This is a genomic window from Pseudomonas sp. 67(2021) (genome assembly GCF_017491835.1).
In the GTDB taxonomy this organism is placed as follows: domain Bacteria; phylum Pseudomonadota; class Gammaproteobacteria; order Pseudomonadales; family Pseudomonadaceae; genus Aquipseudomonas; species Aquipseudomonas atacamensis.
In genome coordinates this window covers 146062-162176 of sequence record NZ_JAFGYL010000004.1, presented here as the reverse complement: position 1 = coordinate 162176, position 16115 = coordinate 146062, and the positions used below count along the sequence as shown (strand labels likewise).

Sequence of the window (16115 nt, the reverse complement as noted above, 5' to 3'; positions counted from 1 at the left end):
GTCAAGCAAGTGAGAGTGGGAGCAGTTTAGAGGAAGAGTCCGGGGCCCGGGCGACTTCCTTCGGGGAATCTGACGCCCACTTTGCCGATCTTGTTCCCGTCCATGACCGCCACCGTCCAGTGGGTGTTGTTCCACTCCACCTGGTCGCCGACGATGGGAGCACCCCCGACTTTTTGCGCAATGAACGCACCCAGGGTCATGTCCGGATCGATGCCTTCGGCCGGCAAGCCATACAGCGCTGCAACCGCTTTAAGCTGGGCGTCTCCTTCGAGCACGAAGTCGCCGAAGAAACGCAGATCGAGGCCGCGTTGCGGTGCCTGGCTGAACAGTTTGCCGAGGGCCGGCAAGTTGTATTCATGGCCAATAACACACAGCAAATCATCGACTTCCAGCACCGTACTACCCGACGGATGGAGCAGTTGCTGACCACGAAACAGCGCCGCGATGCGTGTGCCTTCGGGCATTTTCAGCTCACGCAGGGGCGAGCCGATGCACCATTTCTCGGCGCCGAGCTTGTAAACGAACAGCTCCCACTCGCTCGTGACGTGCACTTCCAGTGCCGCCCGGGAAATCGGCGCGGGTTCCGGCGGCACCGTCACCTTGAGCAGCTTGGCCACCCACGGCAGGCTCGTGCCCTGCACCAGCAGCGACACCAACACGATGAAGAACGCCAGATTGAAATACAACTGCGCTTGCGGCAGCCCGGCCATCAGCGGGAACACCGCGAGAATGATCGGCACCGCGCCGCGCAGGCCGACCCAGGAAATAAAGGCTTTTTCACGACCGTGGAAGGCCTTGAACGGCAGCAGGCCGACCATCACCGACATCGGCCGCGCGAACAGAATCATCCACAGCGCCAGACCGAGGGCGGGCAGGGCGATCGGCAGCAGATCGTGGGGCGTGACCAGCAGGCCCAGCACCAGGAACATGCCGATCTGCGCCAGCCAGGCCATGCCGTCGAGCATGTGCAGAATGCCGTGGCGGCTGCGCACCGGGCGGTTGCCGATCACCAGACCGCACAGATAGACAGCAAGGAAGCCGCTGCCATGCAAGGCGTTGGTCAGCGCGAACACCACCAGACCGCCAGCAATGATCAGGATCGGATAGAGCCCGGCGGCGAGATTGATGCGATTGACCAGTTGCAGCATCACCCAGCCGCCGCCCAGACCGATCACGCCACCGATGCCGAACTCGCGGATCAAGTGGGTCAGCAGGCTCCAGTGCAGGCCGGTTTCGCCGCTGGCGAGCATGTCGATCAGGGTCACGGTGAGAAACACCGCCATCGGGTCGTTGCTGCCGGATTCGATTTCCAGACTGGCGCTGACTCGTTCGTTGAGGCCTTTACCGCCGAGCAGCGAGAACACCGCAGCGGCGTCGGTCGAGCCGACGATGGCGCCGATCAGCAGGCCCTGAATCAGATTGAGGTCGAACAGCCACGCAGCGGCCATGCCGGTCAGCCCGGTGGTAATCAACACCCCGACCGTGGCCAGCGACAGCGCCGGCCACAAGGCCACGCGGAAACTCGACACCCGCGTACGCAAGCCGCCGTCGAGCAGGATCACTGCCAGGGCGAGGTTGCCGACCAGATAGGCCGTCGGGTAGTTATCGAAAATGATACCGCCACCATCGACCCCGGCAGCCATGCCGACCGCGAGAATGATGACCAGAATCGGAATGCCGAGACGTGAAGAAAGAGAACTGACAAGAATGCTTGCGCCTACCAGCAACGCGCCGATCAAGAACAGGCTGTTGATGGTCGTCGCATTCAAAGGCAGTACTCCAGAAGCGTAAAGACGAGGCACAAACTGACCATGCAGTCTGCGTGCCAGCGATTCTAACCTGTTGAAATGTGATGCTGTCAAAAAGCTTTTGTGCAGAATCACTCTGGAAATGCGGCGAGTGATGACTGTGGCGAGGGGATTCATCCCCGTTCGGCGGCGCAGCCGTCGTAAAACCGCTGTACGCGGATCCTTAGAGGGAACCGCATACGCTGCTTTTGGGGCGGCTTCGCCACCCAACGGGCATAAATCCCCTCACCACAGGGGAAGCTCCAGTGAGGTGTGTTACAGGCTGAACCGCCCAACCATGTTGTTCAGATCCAGTGCCAACCGCGACAGCTCATTGCTCGCTGCGCTGGTCTGATTGGCGCCGGTCGCCGACTGGACCGACAGATCGCGGATGTTGACCAGATTGCGATCGACTTCCCGCGCTACCTGCGCCTGCTCTTCGGCAGCGCTGGCGATAACCAGGTTGCGCTCGTTGATTTCGACGATGGCGCTGTTGATGGTGTCCAGCGACATTCCGGCACCACGGGCGATATTCAAGGTCGATTCGGCGCGCTCGGTGCTGTTGCGCATCGAATCCACGGCGTGTTCGGTGCCGCTCTGGATGCTGCCGATCATCCGCTCGATCTCGCTGGTCGACTGCTGGGTGCGATGGGCCAGTGCGCGCACTTCGTCCGCCACTACGGCGAAACCACGCCCGGCCTCACCGGCGCGCGCCGCTTCGATCGCTGCGTTCAATGCCAGCAGGTTGGTCTGATCGGCGAGGCCACGAATCACGTCGAGCACCTTGCCGATGTCGCGGGATTCATTGGCCAGGTCGCCGATCAGCGACGCGGTGCTCTGCACGTCGGCGCTCATGCGTTCGATGGCGCTGACGGTTTCCTGCACCAGATCACGACCGTCGCCCGCCGAAGTAGTGGCGTTTTTCGAGGCTTCCGAAGTGCTGACCGCGTTGCGCGCGACTTCTTCGACGGCGCTGGTCATCTCATTGACCGCAGTGGCGGCCTGCTCGATTTCGTTGTTCTGCTGGGTCAGGCCGCGAGCACTTTCATCGGTGACGCTGTTCAGCTCTTCCGCAGCAGACGCAAGCTGTGTGGCCGAACCGGAGATGCGCTGCAGGGTGTCGCGCAGCTTCGATTGCATCTTCGCCATCGCCGCCAGCAGGCGCCCGGCTTCATCTTCGCCATCGACATGGATCGGCTGGGTGAGGTTGCCTTCGGCGATAGTTTCCGCCGCCTCGAGTGCCTTGGAAATCGGCTTGGTAATGCTCACGGTCAGCAGCCAGGCGAACAGCAAGGTCAGGCCGCTGGCGATCACCAGCAGAGTGACGACCAGATCGAACGACATCGAGTACTGATCCTTGGCGCCCTGATCAGTCTCGGCAATTTGCTGGGTATTGATCTCCAGCAGACGCGCAAGTGCGGTGTTGACTGCCTCTGAGTTGCTCAGCAAATCGTTGTTGAGCATCTGCTGCAACTCGGCGATCTGGTTGTTGCGCGACAGGGTTTTCATGCGTTCTTCAAGCTGACGGTACTGCGCCAGCAATTGCACGTACTGATCGTACGCCGCACGCTCCTGCGGGCCTTCGATCAGTGGCTCGTATGCGCGTTGCGCATCGGCGATCTGGCGATTGCGCAGGTCGAACAGCTCGATGGTTTTCTGCTGCACGTCGGGTTCGCGATTGATCAGCAAACGATAGGACAGCACGCGCAGGCGCAGGGTCAGTTGGGTGAATTCGTCCAGAGCCTTGATCGACGGCACGCTGGCGGTGGCGATGTCTTCGCCGGCCGCGCGGATCTTGCTCATCTGGTTCAGCGCAAACACGCCGAGGATCAACATCAGGCCGCCGATCAGGGCGAAACCGGTGAACGCCCGTGGGGCGATATTCATATTGCGAAGGGACATGGGCGGATACCGAAAAGGGCCGCATCCATGCGGGCTGAGACTGCTGTATGGGTGACTTATCGGTCATACGACTAAAGTCTTGAGGTGGTGTGCGTATTTGTCGCAGATGGCTCTGTGCGACGAAGTGCAGGAACCAGATCGACCAATCACAGTCTTTTAAACTCGCGAGAACGCTTGCCCGCCAGGAAAATCAAGGCCTTGCGCCGGTTTAACCCTGGCATCCGTGGTGACTTTTCTTTATCGTACGCGCCCTTTGAAAAACGCTTGGAAGATCAAAATGTTGGAAGCATCCCTCAGCCAATTGGAACAGCTCGTCAGCGACCTGGTGCAACAGAACCAGACCTTGCTGCAGACCAACCAGACCCTGTCCACGGAACTGGCCCAGGCCAAGGATGAAAACGAAAACCTGCAACTGAACCTGATGGAGCAGGAAGAAAAACACGGCGCCACCGCCGCGCGCATTCAGGCGCTGGTTGATCGCGTCAATGCCGGTCCTGTCAGCGCATGAACCACGGCACAGCAGGGGTAAAAGTCATCTCCATTCTCGGCGAGGACTATTCGATCAAGGCACCGGCCGGGGAAGAACAGACCCTGCTGGACGCGGCGATGATGCTCAAGGCAGCGCTGGAAGACACCAAGCGCAAATACCCGACGCTGATCGGCGACCGTTTGCTGGTGCTGGCGGCGATGAATCTGTGCTCGCAGCAGATCGAAATGAAAAAGCAGCACAAAGAAGAACTCGAGCGTTATCAAGAGCAAGTCAGCGCCACGGTCGAGACGATTGCCAAGACCATCAATCAGGTTTGACGGGTCGCCAGAATCTCGTCGCCCCTCAACGGAGCGCTCTGTTCAGGGGCGCTTCAGGCGATGACCAGTTCGCAGCGATATCGACCGCCAGACTCGAAAATGTTTTTTGCAGTTATGGTGCGTTTGCGTCCGTTGAAATCAAACGTTTCGTCCTTGCTGGCAGCCCAAAGCATAACGTCATGGGAGACAGGTTGCTCAGACACCAGCGTTTCATCTTTCAAAGACACTTCAATTTTGTAGTCGGGATCGCTGGCGGCGAAGTGTTTTGCGGTCACTACCGCGTCGTTTTGACCTCGTCGTAGCGTATCGCCGATTTTTATGTGCAACAGCATGAGGTCAAGAGATTCGCTTTCTGTCGACTTTAGCTCGTCCATATCCGTATCCGTTGTGTGGTTTACCATATGAAGGTTCAAGGATACGCGGCCATTGCTTCGGCGGAACCTGTCAGATTTTACAGGTGACAGGACAAGCGTTTTGTGGGTGTGCAGCAAAGCAACTGGATATGATCAGGCTGAGCTGATGCATGATCAGGTCCCTGCGCAGGCAAGCCACTCGCACCGGGATCACGCCCAGAGACCCTGTGGGAACGGACTTGCCTGCGAAGAGGGAATAAGCCGCTACGCACGATCGAGATCAGAACCACTCCTCCCGCATCCCCAGACACGTATCATCCCGCGCCTCCAGCAAGTCCAGCTCATGCTGGCAACCCGGCACTTCCCATGTCAGGAAATACCGCGCCGCCTGCAACTTGCCCTTATAGAAGTCGACATCCGCCGAATTGCCTTTGGCCAGGCCTTCCTCGGCGCGGATCGCCTGCTCCAGCCAGCGCCAGCCGATCACTGCGTGACCGAACACTTTCAGGTACAACGCCGAGTTCGCCAGGCTGCTGTTGACCTTGCCTTGGGCCAGATCGGTGAGCAGGCCGATGGTCACGGTTTGCAAGCGGGCCACGAGTTTTTCCAGCGGTTCGCGCAGGGTGGTCAACGAATCGTACGCAGTGGCACGTTCGGCCGTGTTGGCGATCAATCGAATCAGCTGCTTGAGACCGGCGCCACCGTTCTGCGCCAGTTTGCGCCCAAGCAGATCCAGCGACTGGATGCCGTGGGTGCCTTCGTGGATCGGGTTCAGGCGGTTGTCGCGGTAGTACTGCTCCACCGGATATTCACGGGTGTAGCCGTGGCCGCCAAGAATCTGGATCGCCAGTTCGTTGGCTTTGAGGCAGAACTCCGAAGGCCAGGATTTGACGATCGGCGTCAGCAGGTCCAACAGTTCATGAGCCTGTTTGCGTTCGGCTTCGGTTTCCAGCGTGGTGGTGTCATCGAACAACCGCGCGGCGTACAGGCCGAGGTCAAATGCGCCTTCGACGTAGGATTTCTGCGTCAGCAGCATGCGTCTGACGTCCGCGTGCTGAATGATCGCCACCGGCGCCGTGGTCGGATCCTTGCTGTCCGGCACCCGACCTTGCGGACGTTCGCGCGCATATTCCAGCGAATACAGGTAACCGGCATAGCCGAGCATCACCGCGCCCATGCCGACGCCGATCCGCGCTTCGTTCATCATCTGGAACATGTAGCTCAAACCATGGTGCGGTTTGCCCACCAGATAGCCGACGCACTCGCCGTTATCGCCGAAGTTCAGCGCCGTCGATGTGGTCCCGCGCCAGCCCATCTTGTGGAACAAGCCGGCGAGCAGCACGTCGTTGCGCTGGCCGAGGCTGCCGTCGTCGTTGACCAGAAACTTCGGCACGATAAACAGCGAAATACCTTTCACCCCCGGCGGGGCGTCGGGCAGTTTGGCCAGAACCATGTGCACGATGTTTTCCGACAGCGGATGGTCGCCGCCGGAAATGAAGATCTTGTTGCCCTTGAGGCGATAGGTGCCATCGGACGCAGGCTCGGCGCGGGTGCGAATGTCCGACAGCGATGAACCGGCATGCGGCTCGGTCAGGGCCATGGTGCCGAAGAAACGCCCGTCGATCATCGGTTGCAGGAAGCGCTGTTTCTGCTCTTCGCTGCCGAAGCTCTCGATCAGGTTGGCCGCGCCCATGGTCAGGAACGGGTACGAGGTCGACGCTGCGTTGGCGGACTGAAAGTGCGCGAAGCAGGCTTGCGACAGCAGGGTCGGTAATTGCATGCCGCCCGCTTCAAAACTGCGTGCGGCGTTAAGAAATCCGGCTTCGAGAAAGGCATCCACCGCCGGTTTCACTTCGGGAATCAGAATGGCCTGGCCATCTTCATAGCGCGGCTCGTTTTCATCGCCCTTGCGGTTGTGCGGGGCGAAATACTTTTCGGCGATGTTGCGCGCGGTGCCGATTGCGGCGTCGAAGGTCTCGCGATTGTGCTCGGCAAAGCGCTCGCGCCGGGTCAGGCCCTCGGCATCGAGGACTTCGTACAGCTCGAAAGCCAGATTGCGGGAACTGAGCAGCGTCTCGGACATGGCGGCCTACCTTAAAGAAAGTATGCCGCAGTCTAGGTAGGCCCATAAAAATGGGGAAGGAAGATAGATAAGGGTGATGGGGCGGCACAAGCCGCAAGCTGGAAGCTTCAAGCTTCAAGCTTCAAGCTTCAAGCTTCAAGCTTCAAGCTTCAAGCTGCAAGTAAGAGCAGTTGGCTTCTACTTGCAGCTTGCAGCTTGCAGCTGCTTTTATCCGATCGTCATCAAGCTGGCATTACCCCCCGCCGCAGCGGTGTTGACGCTCAATGCCCGTTCGATCACCAGACGCTCCAGGGCAATGTTGGTCTCGCCTTGGGACAGGCCCTGAACGCCAACGATTGCACCGCCACGCTGGGCGATCTGCTGGCAGACGCCGCGCAACTGGTCGGAGTGGCCGTGATGCAGCACGGCATCGAACACCACTTCGTCCTTGTTCCAGTCGGCAACGCGTTTGATCCGCGCCTGGACTTCCTTCGGCAGACGGGCGAACAACGCCTTGGTCAGCTCGGTTTCCGGCCACACCGCCGAACCGCCCACCGCCAGCACCGCCGCCAGTTGCGTCAGCAGATCACCTTCAACTTCCGCCAGGCACAGCACGTGCTCGCGCGGCAGGATGGCGTAGCTGTTTTTCTCGCCGGTCGGGCCAGCCAGCACGCGGGTGATGCCGCTCTGCGATTGCGCAGCGTATTGCACGCACAGGGTGCTCAGATCGGCAAACTTGTTGTTGTCGGCCCAGGCTTTCAGCGCGTTCAACGATTGGCTCATGGCATCGCGCAAGCGCACGTCCGGGGCGCTGATGGCGTCACCGCGAGCGAAGGATTGCTCGATTGCGTCGCTAGGGCGCGTCGACAGCAGGCGGTACAGATACAGCGGGCCGCCGGCTTTCGGGCCAGTACCCGACAGGCCTTCGCCGCCGAACGGCTGCACGCCGACCACGGCACCGACGATGTTGCGGTTGACGTAGACGTTACCGGCGTTGACGTTGTCGATCACCTTGGCGATGGTCTCGTCGATGCGCGTGTGCACGCCCAGCGTCAGGCCATAACCGGAGGCGTTGATCTGGCCGATCAGTTGATCCAGCTCCTTGCGCTTGTAGCGCACCACGTGCAGTACCGGGCCGAAGATTTCGCGTTGCAGTTCGTCGAAGCTTTCCAATTCGATCAGGGTCGGCATGACGAAGGTGCCGCGCTTGACCTCTTCGCTGTCGGCAATCGCCACCTGGTAAACATTGCGACCTTTATCGCGCATGCCCTGGATGTGCTTGTCGATGCCGGCCTTGGCTTCGGCGTCGATCACCGGGCCGATGTCCACGGACAGACGCTCGGGGTTGCCGAGACGGCTTTCGGCCATGGCACCTTTGAGCATTTCGATGACGCGATCTGCGGAATCTTCCTGCAGGCACAATACGCGCAGTGCCGAGCAGCGCTGACCGGCGCTGTCGAAGGCCGACGACACTACGTCGATCACCACTTGTTCGGTCAGTGCCGAGGAATCGACGATCATCGCGTTCTGGCCACCGGTTTCGGCGATCAGCGGAATCGGGCGGCCCTGGCTGTCGAGACGGCCGGCGATGTTGCGTTGCAGCAAGCGCGCGACTTCGGTGGAACCGGTGAACATCACGCCTTTGACGCGCTCATCGCCAACCAGACCGGCGCCGACGGTTTCACCGCGACCCGGCAGCAGTTGCAGCACGCCTTCCGGGATGCCGGCTTCGAGCATCAGGCGCACGGCTTGAGCGGCGACCAGCGGAGTCTGCTCAGCCGGTTTGGCCAGTACCGGGTTACCGGCGGCCAATGCCGCAGCGACCTGGCCGCTGAAGATCGCCAGCGGGAAGTTCCAGGGGCTGATGCACACCACCGGACCGAGTGGGCGGTGGGCGTCGTTGCTGAAATCGTTGCGCGCCTGCACTGCGTAATAACGCAGGAAGTCGACCGCTTCGCGGACTTCGGCGATGGCGTTGGCGTAGGTCTTGCCGGCTTCGCGAGCCAACAGGCCCATCAGCGGCTGGATCTCGCCTTCCATCAAGTCAGCGGCACGTTCCAGAATCGCAGCACGTTCGGCCGGCGGGGTGGCCTGCCAGATCGGCGCGGCGTTCAGCGCGCATTGAATGGCGTTGTCGACGTCTTCGACGGTAGCTTCTTGAACGTGACCGACCACATCGCGGTGATCGGACGGGTTCAGCACCGCGACCGGCGTTTCGTTGCTGGAGGCGCAACCGAGCATCGGCGCGGCTTTCCAGTCGTTGTGTGCAGTGGCGAGCAAAGCGCAGGACAGCGAGGCCAGACGATGTTCGTTAGCCATGTCGATGCCGCTGGAGTTGGCGCGCTCGGCACCGTACAGATCACGCGGCAGCGGAATGCGCGGGTGCGGCAGGCCGAAACCGCCTTCCACGGTGGCCATCTGCTCGATCTGTGCCACCGGATCGGCCACCAGTTCCTGAATCGAAATCGACTGGTCGGCGATACGGTTGACGAACGAGGTGTTGGCGCCGTTTTCCAGCAGACGACGCACGAGGTACGCCAGCAGGGTTTCGTGGGTGCCGACCGGTGCGTACACGCGGCATGGACGGTTCAGCTTGCCCTCGGAAACCTTGCCTACAACCTGCTCGTAGAGCGGTTCGCCCATGCCGTGCAGGCACTGGAATTCGTACTGGCCCGGGTAATAGTTTTGCCCGGCGATGTGGTAGATCGCCGACAGGGTGTGGGCGTTGTGCGTGGCGAACTGCGGGTAGATGGCTTCCGGCACCGACAGCAGTTTGCGTGCGCAAGCAATGTAGGAAACGTCGGTGTACACCTTGCGGGTGTAGACCGGATAGCCTTCCAGCCCTTCGACCTGAGCGCGTTTGATTTCGCTGTCCCAGTACGCGCCTTTCACCAGGCGGATCATCAGGCGATGGCGGCTGCGGCGGGCCAGATCGATCACGTAATCGATCACGTACGGGCAACGCTTCTGGTAAGCCTGGATGACGAAACCGATGCCGTTCCAGCCGGTCAGTTGCGGCTCGAAGCACAGACGCTCAAGCAGATCCAGCGACAGCTCGAGGCGGTCGGCCTCTTCGGCGTCGATGTTCAGGCCGATGTCGTATTGCTTGGCCAGCAGGGTCAGCGACAGCAGGCGCGGGTACAGCTCGTCCATAACCCGCTCGTACTGCGCACGGCTGTAGCGCGGGTGCAGTGCCGAGAGCTTGATGGAAATGCCCGGGCCTTCATAAATCCCACGGCCGTGGGACGCTTTGCCGATCGAATGGATCGCTTGTTCGTACGACGCCAGGTATTTTTGCGCGTCGACTTCGGTGAGTGCCGCTTCACCGAGCATGTCGTAGGAATAACGGAAGCCCTTGGCTTCGAACTTGCTCGCATTGGCCAGCGCTTCGGCGATGGTTTCGCCGGTCACGAACTGCTCGCCCATCAGGCGCATGGCCATGTCGACGCCCTTGCGGATCATCGGCTCGCCGCTCTTGCCGATGATGCGGCTCAGCGACGAGGTCAGGCCGGCTTCGTTGTGGGTGGAAACCAGTTTGCCAGTCAGCAGCAGGCCCCAGGTCGCAGCGTTGACGAACAGCGAAGGGCTGTTGCCCAGGTGCGGATGCCAGTTGCCGGTGCTGATCTTGTCGCGGATCAGCGCATCGCGGGTGCCTTTGTCCGGGATGCGCAGCAGCGCTTCGGCCAGGCACATCAGCGCCACGCCTTCCTGGGACGACAGGGAGAATTCCTGCAACAGACCTTGAACAATACCGGCACGACCGCCGGCACTTTTCTGGTTACGCAGTTTTTCGGCGATGGTCGCGGCGAGTTTGTTGGTGGCTTCGGCCATCGGTGCCGGCAGGCGCGCCTGCTCGATCAGCATCGGCACCACTTCCGGCTCAGGGCGGCGGTAGGCGGCGGTGATCGAAGCACGCAGAACCGATTGCGGCAGGATGCTTTCAGCGAATTCGAGGAAGCATTGGTGAGCGTGATCGGTCTGCACTTCGCCTGCGTCATCGGCGTCTTTGGCGGTCAAACCGTTCAACTCGGTCAGGGTTGCACCACCCTCGAGTTTTTCCAGGTAATTGAAAATTGCCTGCTTGATCAGCCAGTGCGGCGTGCGATCAATCGAGGTTGCGGCAGCCTTCAGGCGCTCGCGGGTCGGGTCATCGAGTTTGACCCCAAGGGTGGTGGTAGCCATATTTTTATCCTCATGGTTGCCACAGTTGCGTGGCATCAGCTGGCCGCAAGATTAGCCGTGCGTTGAATGAGGTGCAACCGGGTGCAACCCTTTTTTTGCCGGAATAATACGCAGCTCGTCAGGAAATAATTTCTGGTACGAAAGTGCTGCTCCTGCTTGGTGCTTTTGCTTCTAGCAACGAGCCATGACTGCCACAAAAGGGAGCAAAAACGGGGTGATTGTCGATTAATCCGACTGGGTGCAACTAATTCTCGCGAAACTGGTTGCACCTTATTTGCTTTGTTGCATAGCATTCGCCGCCAAGGTGCAACCGGGAATAACCCGGTGCATCGGCTGATGGCTTTCCTGGGGAAACATCAGTCTTAAATGCGCGGGATCCCGGATCGTCTGCCAAACGTCGTCGTTTGCGAGCGGTTCACCACCGCCGCTACATAAAAACAAAGCCAGGGCGTAACTCAATGAGCGTAAGCAATCCAACCCTGATCACGTTCGTGATCTACATCGCAGCAATGGTGCTGATCGGCTTGATGGCCTATCGCTCCACCAACAACCTTTCCGACTATATTCTCGGTGGTCGCAGCCTCGGCAGCGTCGTCACCGCGCTGTCTGCCGGTGCCTCCGACATGAGCGGCTGGTTGCTGATGGGCCTGCCGGGCGCCATCTACATGTCCGGTCTGTCCGAAAGCTGGATCGCCATCGGCCTGATCGTCGGTGCCTACCTGAACTGGCTGTTTGTCGCCGGCCGTCTGCGTGTGCAGACCGAGCACAACGGCGATGCCCTGACTCTGCCGGATTATTTTTCCAGCCGTTTCGAAGATAAAAGCGGCTTGCTGCGGATTATCTCGGCGATCGTGATTCTGGTGTTCTTTACCATCTACTGCGCTTCCGGCATCGTCGCTGGTGCCCGTCTGTTCGAAAGTACGTTCGGCATGACCTACGAAACGGCGCTGTGGGCCGGTGCTGCGGCGACGATTGCCTACACCTTCATCGGCGGTTTCCTCGCGGTGAGCTGGACCGACACCGTACAAGCCACGCTGATGATCTTCGCGCTGATCCTTACGCCGATCATCGTCCTGCTGGCCACTGGCGGCGTTGACACCACGTTCCTCGCCATCGAAGCGCAAGATCCTAGCAACTTCGACATGCTCAAAGGCACCACCTTCATCGGCATCATCTCGCTGATGGGCTGGGGTCTGGGCTACTTCGGCCAGCCGCACATCCTCGCGCGTTTCATGGCGGCGGATTCGGTGAAGTCGATCGCCAAGGCGCGTCGCATTTCCATGGCCTGGATGATCCTGTGCCTGGGCGGCACCGTTGCGGTGGGCTTCTTCGGTATCGCTTACTTCTCGGCGCACCCGGAAGTCGCCGGTCCTGTGACCGAGAACCCGGAGCGCGTGTTCATCGAACTGGCGAAAATCCTCTTCAACCCATGGGTTGCCGGTGTACTGCTGTCGGCCATTCTGGCGGCGGTGATGAGCACCCTGAGCTGCCAGTTGCTGGTGTGCTCGAGCGCCCTGACCGAAGACTTCTATAAAGCCTTCCTGCGCAAATCCGCTTCGCAACTGGAGCTGGTCTGGGTCGGTCGTGCCATGGTGCTGCTGGTAGCCCTGATTGCTATCGCGCTGGCTGCCAACCCGGAAAACCGCGTACTGGGCCTGGTGTCCTACGCCTGGGCCGGTTTCGGTGCTGCATTCGGTCCGGTGGTGCTGATTTCGGTGGTCTGGAAAGACATGACCCGCAACGGCGCACTGGCCGGTATTCTGGTCGGCGCGATCACCGTGGTGGTCTGGAAGCATTTCGAACTGCTGGGTCTGTACGAAATCATTCCGGGCTTCATCTTCGCCAGCCTGGCCATCTACTTTGTCAGCAAGGCGGGTGAGCCGACTCGCGGCATGGTTGAGCGTTTCGAGGCAGCGGAAAAAGACTTCCATCTGAACAAGTGATGGACTGAGCTTCGGCTCACATGAAAACGGCCCGCTTCCTAGAGGAAGCGGGCCGTTTTTTTGTGCCTGTGATTTCTCGAATTCTGTGGAAATCCATTGTGGGAGCGAGCCTGCTCGCGAATGCGATTGATCATTCAATGAATGTGTCGACTGACATGCCGCTTTCGCGAGCAGGCTCGCTCCCACAGGGTGGGTGGCAGGTTTGATTGAATTGTCTGTAGTCGAACGGCCGAATTAACAAGGTCCTTTCAGCAAACCACGTAGGGCAAATCTGAATTTCCCGTCACCTGCTCGGCACCCCTTGCCCCTCATGCAGAATCGCCCGCCCTCACACTGCAGAGAGACATCGGATGTTCGCGCCTGCCAATCAACCGCGTTTCACGTTGACCCTCGAAGGCGCCCGGCATGACCTCAAAGTCCTTGAGTTCACGGGCAGGGAAGCCATCAGCCAACCCTTTCGCTTCGAGCTGGAACTGGTCAGCGAGCGGCCGGACCTGGATCTGGAAAGCCTGCTGCATGGTCAGGCGTTTCTGAGTTTCGATGCTCAGGGTTGCGGTATTCATGGTCAGATTTATCAGGTCGGGCAGGGCGATTCCGGGAAACGTCTGACACGCTATCACCTCAGCCTTGTCCCGCGTCTGACGTATCTGGGGCATCGCATCAACCAGCGTATTTTTCAGCATCAGAGCGTGCCGCAAATTGTCACGCAGATCCTCAAGGACCATTCGATCCTGCGCGATGCCTTTGAATTTCGCCTGGGCAGCGAATACCCGGAGCGCGAGTACTGCGTGCAATACGCCGAAAGCGATCTGGCATTCATCCAGCGCCTGTGTGCCGAAGTCGGCATTCATTACCACTTTCAACACAGCCCCGAAGGCCATTTGCTGGTGTTCGGCGACGACCAGACCGTGTTCCCCAAGCTGCCCGAGCCGACGCTGTATCTGCCGGGCAGCGGCATGTCGGCGGGCGCGCCGGCGATTCAACGGTTCAACGTGCGCGTGGAAACCCGCACCAGCGTTGTCACCCGGCGCGACTACAATTTCGAGAAACCACGGCTGTCACTGGAAAGTCGCAGTGACGGCGAGCAGCGTCCGGTGCTGGAGGACTATCACTTCCCCGGCCAATTCAGTGATCGTGAAACCGGCAAACAGCTGACTCGGCGAGCGCTGGAACGGCACGTCGCCGATTACCGTCAGGCCGAGGGCAGCAGCGACGAGTCTTCATTGGTCTGCGGCCATTTCCTGCAACTCACCGAGCATCCGCGCAGCGACTGGAATGATCTGTGGTTGCTCACCTGTGTCGAGCATCGCGGGCGTCAGCCGCAGGTGCTGGAGGAATCGGTGACCAGCGATGGCGAATCCTTCCAGGGCTACCGCAATACTTTCGTCGCCACGCCGTGGGACGTGGTCTTTCGTCCGGCGCTGTGCCCGGAAAAACCGCGCATGTCGGGCTACCAACCTGCCGTGGTCACCGGCCCGAAAGACCTGGAAATCCATTGCGATGAATATGGCCGGGTCAAAGTGCAACTGGCCTGGGATCGTGATGGCGAACTCAACGAGCACTCCAGTTTGTGGCTGCGCGTCGCGACCGGTTGGGCTCACGATCACTACGGCAGCGTGTTGATTCCGCGCGTCGGCATGGAAGTTTTGGTCGGCTTCATTGATGGCGATGCCGACAAGCCGCTGGTCATGGGTTGCCTGCCGAATGCGGCGACCCCGGTGCCGCTGGATCTGCCGGCAGACAAGACCCGCAGTATCTTCCGCAGCCAGAGCAGTCCTGGCGGTGGCGGTTATAACGAACTGCGCATCGAGGATAAAAAAGGCGCCGAGGAAATCTACCTGCGTGCCCAGCGCAACTGGACCCAGCATGTGCTCAACGATCAGCAGTTGCAGGTTGATAATCAGCGCAGTGTGGTGGTCACAGGGACTGCCCGCCATGAACTCAAGGCCGACGAGCAACGCATCACCCACGGCCAGCGCCAGACCGAAGTCAGGCAGGATGATCATTTGTCCGTGCTCGGCGACCGGCAGGTGCGGGTGAACAGCCAGGCCACCAGCGCCTCGGCGCAGATCCATATCAGCGCAGGCCAGCAAGTGGTCATTGATGGCGGCGCGAGCGCGACGATTCAGGCCGGGGGACAGTGGATCAACATCGGCCCCGGCGGAATTTTCAGCAGCGTGCCGATTGTTGTGGGTGGCGCGCCGATGGCGGCGACCAGCGCTGCGCCGGTGGTGCCGGGGTTGCCGGAGAAACTGGCCGCTGCGCCGGCGGCGATTCTCACTGCTGCACAGATCATGAGTCTCAAAGGTGATGCGCCTTTCTGCGAAGAGTGTGAGCGGTGTAAGGATGGTGTTTGTGCAGCGTGAGGAATTGACACCCGAACAATGGCTGGCACGGCAGCCGCTGCATGCGTCGGAGCAACTGTTCGCCATTTTCAGCCGCGCCAGCGACGCCAATGCATTCAAAGCTTGGCAGGGCACAGCGAATCCAGTCTGGGCCGAGACGATTTATGCCGAGTGGGACGCGGTGATGCCCTATGTGGGAATTGTCGCTGCGGACAGTGAGTTTTTACGTTGGGTGGCGGAAACAGAATCCCGGGATTGGGGATGGTTGGCGGTGTCTTCGGCAGATCTGGATGTGCTGGTCGAACATTTCCGCAGCCTGACTCAAGTGCTGATGCCGGACGGTAAAGCGGTGTTTTTTCGCTTTTGGGATGGTCGGTTTCTGCTGCCTCTTTTGCACTCTGACGAGGTCATTCCCGCGCAATGGCTGCCAGTCGTTTCACGAGCCTTGATCAATGGCCAGGCCATTGAAATCGGGGGCCGTGCGCTGGTTTCGGGGCGGGTCTTTCCGTGGTGGAGCGTGCCGCAATCGCTGTTGGCGCAGACTGATGCAAGCGTACGCATCGCCAATGCTTTGCAATGGCTGAGCGAGGAGCAACCGGCCGTGTTCGAGGCGTTTCCCGAGGCTGTTTTGCGCTGCAAGGTCGGGCAGTTTTTCAAATTATCGATGTCGGAAGATTCGTCACGATCGGCGCTTCTGGAGTTTTTGCTGGCAGAGGCAGAGTGAAATTTCGGGG

The 16115-nt window shown here is 60.1% G+C and carries 10 protein-coding genes; 5 read left to right on the top strand and 5 right to left on the bottom strand.

Annotation, left to right across the window (positions count from 1 at the left end; translation table 11 throughout):
* Positions 1-26 precede the first annotated feature (26 nt).
* Both J5M66_RS07785 and J5M66_RS07780 read right to left on the bottom strand, forming a co-directional pair.
* On the bottom strand, positions 27-1769 hold the full coding sequence (locus J5M66_RS07785; RefSeq protein WP_207807690.1) for a potassium/proton antiporter: 1743 nt from the start codon (positions 1767-1769) through the stop codon (positions 27-29).
* A 294-nt stretch (positions 1770-2063) separates the two neighbouring features.
* Entirely contained in the window at positions 2064-3689 is a 1626-nt protein-coding gene (locus J5M66_RS07780; RefSeq protein ID WP_016772016.1) for a methyl-accepting chemotaxis protein, read from the bottom strand.
* A gap of 277 nt (positions 3690-3966) precedes the next feature.
* Between J5M66_RS07780 and J5M66_RS07775 the strand changes: the two genes are divergently transcribed.
* Positions 3967-4197: a hypothetical protein gene (locus tag J5M66_RS07775; protein WP_016772015.1), complete on the top strand. Its 231-nt coding sequence runs from the start codon at positions 3967-3969 to the stop codon at positions 4195-4197.
* Positions 4194-4496 carry a cell division protein ZapA gene (locus tag J5M66_RS07770; RefSeq protein ID WP_130887668.1) on the top strand — a complete coding sequence of 101 codons (303 nt, stop codon included), beginning with the start codon at positions 4194-4196 and terminating at the stop codon, positions 4494-4496. The genes J5M66_RS07775 and J5M66_RS07770 overlap by 4 nt, the downstream gene beginning before the upstream one ends.
* Positions 4497-4549: 53 nt before the next feature.
* On the opposite strand, the gene J5M66_RS07765 is transcribed toward J5M66_RS07770, so the two are convergent.
* From J5M66_RS07765 to putA, 3 genes are all read right to left on the bottom strand, one after another.
* Complete coding sequence (locus tag J5M66_RS07765) at positions 4550-4870, bottom strand: hypothetical protein (protein ID WP_125925738.1); 321 nt, start codon at positions 4868-4870, stop codon at positions 4550-4552.
* Positions 4871-5129: 259 nt separating this feature from the next.
* Positions 5130-6932, bottom strand: coding sequence for an acyl-CoA dehydrogenase (locus J5M66_RS07760; protein ID WP_136492376.1), 1803 nt, complete (start codon positions 6930-6932; stop codon positions 5130-5132).
* A 207-nt stretch (positions 6933-7139) separates the two neighbouring features.
* Complete coding sequence (gene putA / locus J5M66_RS07755) at positions 7140-11093, bottom strand: trifunctional transcriptional regulator/proline dehydrogenase/L-glutamate gamma-semialdehyde dehydrogenase (RefSeq protein WP_207807691.1); 3954 nt, start codon at positions 11091-11093, stop codon at positions 7140-7142.
* A gap of 458 nt (positions 11094-11551) precedes the next feature.
* Between putA and putP the strand changes: the two genes are divergently transcribed.
* From putP to J5M66_RS07740, 3 genes are all read left to right on the top strand, one after another.
* Positions 11552-13036: a sodium/proline symporter PutP gene (gene putP / locus J5M66_RS07750; protein ID WP_016772011.1), complete on the top strand. Its 1485-nt coding sequence runs from the start codon at positions 11552-11554 to the stop codon at positions 13034-13036.
* Positions 13037-13386: 350 nt separating this feature from the next.
* Positions 13387-15402 (top strand): type VI secretion system tip protein TssI/VgrG, encoded by a 2016-nt coding sequence (gene tssI, locus J5M66_RS07745; RefSeq protein ID WP_207807692.1) that lies wholly within the window; start codon positions 13387-13389, stop codon positions 15400-15402.
* Positions 15392-16105, top strand: coding sequence for a DUF4123 domain-containing protein (locus tag J5M66_RS07740; protein ID WP_207807693.1), 714 nt, complete (start codon positions 15392-15394; stop codon positions 16103-16105). The genes tssI and J5M66_RS07740 overlap by 11 nt, the downstream gene beginning before the upstream one ends.
* The last annotated feature ends 10 nt before the right edge of the window (positions 16106-16115 follow it).

Bases quoted from the DNA above. Each gene is read 5' to 3' on its own strand.
- J5M66_RS07780 (WP_016772016.1), bottom strand. From the start codon at position 3,689: ATGTCCCTTCGCAATATGAATATCGCCCCACGGGCGTTCACCGGTTTC.
- J5M66_RS07775 (WP_016772015.1), top strand. From the start codon at position 3,967: ATGTTGGAAGCATCCCTCAGCCAATTGGAACAGCTCGTCAGCGACCTG.
- J5M66_RS07770 (WP_130887668.1), top strand. From the start codon at position 4,194: ATGAACCACGGCACAGCAGGGGTAAAAGTCATCTCCATTCTCGGCGAG.
- J5M66_RS07765 (WP_125925738.1), bottom strand. From the start codon at position 4,870: ATGGACGAGCTAAAGTCGACAGAAAGCGAATCTCTTGACCTCATGCTG.
- J5M66_RS07760 (WP_136492376.1), bottom strand. From the start codon at position 6,932: ATGTCCGAGACGCTGCTCAGTTCCCGCAATCTGGCTTTCGAGCTGTAC.
- putA (WP_207807691.1), bottom strand. From the start codon at position 11,093: ATGGCTACCACCACCCTTGGGGTCAAACTCGATGACCCGACCCGCGAG.
- putP (WP_016772011.1), top strand. From the start codon at position 11,552: ATGAGCGTAAGCAATCCAACCCTGATCACGTTCGTGATCTACATCGCA.
- tssI (WP_207807692.1), top strand. From the start codon at position 13,387: ATGTTCGCGCCTGCCAATCAACCGCGTTTCACGTTGACCCTCGAAGGC.